Source organism: Dietzia sp. DQ11-38-2 (genome assembly GCF_014145055.1).
Classification (GTDB): domain Bacteria; phylum Actinomycetota; class Actinomycetes; order Mycobacteriales; family Mycobacteriaceae; genus Dietzia.
Map to the genome: position 1 here is coordinate 1 of NZ_JAALDW010000194.1, position 2,932 is coordinate 2,932.

2 protein-coding genes are annotated in these 2,932 nt (G+C 70.2%); one reads left to right on the forward strand and one right to left on the reverse strand.

The window, feature by feature from the left end; all coding sequences use genetic code 11:
* The coding region (locus G6026_RS07295) for a dienelactone hydrolase family protein (protein WP_347238077.1) at window positions 1-848 on the reverse strand (848 nt) is incomplete at its 3' end.
* 73 nt (window positions 849-921) lie between these two features.
* Between G6026_RS07295 and glmS the strand changes: the two genes are divergently transcribed.
* Window positions 922-2,778 carry a glutamine--fructose-6-phosphate transaminase (isomerizing) gene (glmS, locus tag G6026_RS07300; RefSeq protein ID WP_182612778.1) on the forward strand — a complete coding sequence of 619 codons (1,857 nt, stop codon included), beginning with the start codon at window positions 922-924 and terminating at the stop codon, window positions 2,776-2,778.
* Window positions 2,779-2,932: the final 154 nt, after the last annotated feature.

The following is a 2,932-nucleotide window of genomic DNA, read 5'->3' on the forward strand; positions in this document are numbered from 1 at the left end:
AGTCGGAGCAGCGGCGGCCCGCCGGCCGTGAGGTCGTCGTCCTCCTCGTCCAGCATCGCGTCGGTCACCGTGACGGTGTCCTTGAGCGTCTCCTCCGAATCGGCGAACGCCGAGTAGGTCGCATCGCCCGCGAGCGTGTTCAGGAGATAACCCGCCAGCAGCGGGCGCACCGTGCGTTGTGTCCGACGATCCGGGTCCGCGAGCCCGACGTACTTGATCAACGGCGCGCCCTCGACAAGGCCGGTCTCGATGGCCTTCTCGAGACGCCGGTGCACGATCGGACCGCGCCATGCCAGGTGGATCGCCCGCGCGTCCTCGGCGTGCACGCCACCCGAGGCCGACAGCAGCAGGCCCGGCGCATCGATGGTGATCGCCCGATCGGCGGCGGACGGGACGGTCTCGGTGGGGAACGCCATCGCCACTGCGTCGATGTCGGTGCGCTGGGAGGCCAGCAGGGCGCAGACCCCGGCCCCGAGTCCGTGGCCGGCCAGACCGATGCGTCGGGGGTCCGCGCGGACCGTTCCCCGGCCGAGCCTGGCCTGGAGGACGTCCTCGATCGCGGCCGAGAGGTGGTCGGCGAAGTGCTGGTGATTCGGCCGGGGAGACCGGTCGGTCGCGGGCGCCACCACGACGAAACCCCACGAGGCGAGGTGCTTGAGCGTGTCGGTGTAGTCGCGGGGGCCCTTGGTCCAGTCGTGGGCGAAGCCCACCAGCGGGGCGGGCGACGGTGCGTCACGGGGCACGAACACGGCGCCCGGCGTCCCGGTGAAACCGAGGTCGCCCGTATCGACCCCGTAGGGGCCCCGCCGGTTCACCTTGTCGAGCAGTGCTTTGGTCTTGGTGGCCACGAGGGCCACAGTATCGCCTCCGGGGGGTCGACGGTGCCGGGGAGTCGGGTCGGCCGGACTAGACTGATCGGCCATGTGCGGAATCGTCGGATATGTCGGGCACCAGGCTGCCCTCCCTGTCGTGGTCGAGGCCCTGCGGCGGATGGAGTACCGCGGCTACGACTCCTCGGGCGTGGCCGTCCTGGACGGTTCGGGTGGGTCCCGCGTCGAGAAGAAGGAGGGCAAACTCGCCAACCTCGAGGCCGCGTTGGACTCCGCCGGCCGCGACGGTTTCCCGGGGACCACCGGGATCGGTCACACCCGCTGGGCCACCCACGGACGGCCCAGCGACCGCAATGCCCACCCGCACGTCTCCGGCGACGTGGCGATCGTGCACAACGGCATCATCGAGAACTTCGCCCCCCTGCGTGCGGAGTTGGAGGCCGCCGGGGTCGACCTGGTCTCGGACACCGACTCCGAGGTCGCCGCGCATCTGCTGGCGCGGGAGATGGGGTCCGGTCCCCACGCGGGGGACTTCGTCGCCTCGTGCCGGGCCGTTCTGAGCCGCCTCGAGGGGGCGTTCACCCTGGTCTTCAGTCACGCCGCCCACCCGGGAACCCTTGTCGCGGCCCGGCGGTCGACCCCGTTGGTGCTGGGCGTCGGTGAGGGCGAGATGTTCCTCGGTTCGGATGTCGCGGCGTTCATCGAGCACACCCGAGAGGCGGTCGAACTCGGCCAGGACAACGTGGTGGTCCTGCGGGCCGACGGCTACGAGATCACCGATCTCGCCGGTGGGCCAGCCGAAGGACGCCCGTTCCACATCGACTGGGATCTGGCCGCCGCGGAGAAGGGCGGATACGACTACTTCATGCTCAAGGAGATCGCCGAGCAGCCCGCGGCGGTCGCCGACACCCTGCTGGGACACTTCCAGGACGGTCGGATCGTGCTCGACGAGCAGCGGATCAGCGACCAGGACCTGCGGGACATCGACAAGGTCTTCATCGTGGCCTGCGGCAGCGCGTACCACTCCGGGATGGTGGCCAAGTACGCCATCGAGCACTGGACCCGTCTGCCCTGCGAGGTCGAGATCGCCTCGGAGTTCCGCTATCGGGACCCCGTGTTGGACCGGTCCACCCTCGTGGTGGCCATCTCGCAGTCCGGTGAGACCGCCGACACCCTCGAGGCCGTCCGTCACGCCAAGTCCCAGAAGGCCCGCGTACTGGCGGTCTGCAACACCAACGGGTCGCAGATCCCGCGTGAGGCCGACGCCGTGCTCTACACCCACGCCGGCCCGGAGATCGGGGTGGCGTCCACCAAGGCGTACCTCGCCCAGATCACCGCCAACTATCTCGTCGGGCTGGCGTTGGCCCAGGCCCGCGGTACCAAGTACCCCGACGAGGTGGCGGCCGAGTTCCGTCAGCTCGAGCAGATGCCCGTCGCCATCCAGAAGGTGGTCGACTCCCTCGACCCGGTCCGCGAGATCGCCCGGGAGCTCGCCGGGTCGAAGTCGGTGTTGTTCCTCGGCCGCCACGTCGGCTACCCGACCGCCCTCGAGGGAGCGCTCAAGCTCAAGGAGTTGGCGTACATGCACGCCGAGGGTTTCCCGGCGGGCGAGCTCAAGCACGGTCCGATCGCGCTGATCGAGGACGACCTGCCCGTGTTCATCGTGATGCCGCCGGTCGAGGGACGCGGGGTCCTGCACTCCAAGCTGGTGAGCAACATCCAGGAGATCCGGGCCCGTGGTGCACGGACCATCGTGATCGCCGAGGAGGGGGACGAGGTGGTGCGACCGCTGTCGGACCACTTCATCCCGATCCCGGCGTCGACCACCCTGCTGCAACCGTTGCTCGCGACGATCCCCTACCAGGCCTTCGCCGCCGAGGTCGCCGCCGCCCGCGGCTACGACGTGGACAAGCCCCGCAATCTCGCCAAATCCGTAACTGTGGAGTGACCCGCCCCCGGGTCCGAGGAAGGACGTGGACATCATGTTGCGCGCGCACCCGGTCGAGGCGATCCGATCCGCGGAGCGCCCGCTCATCGAGGCCGCCGAGGCCGCGGGGGACCCCGACGCCGTGATGCGCCGCGCCGCATCGGGGGTCGCCCAC

Coding starts and splice junctions, on each gene's coding strand:
- glmS (WP_182612778.1), top strand. CDS start 922: ATGTGCGGAATCGTCGGATATGTCGGGCACCAGGCTGCCCTCCCTGTC.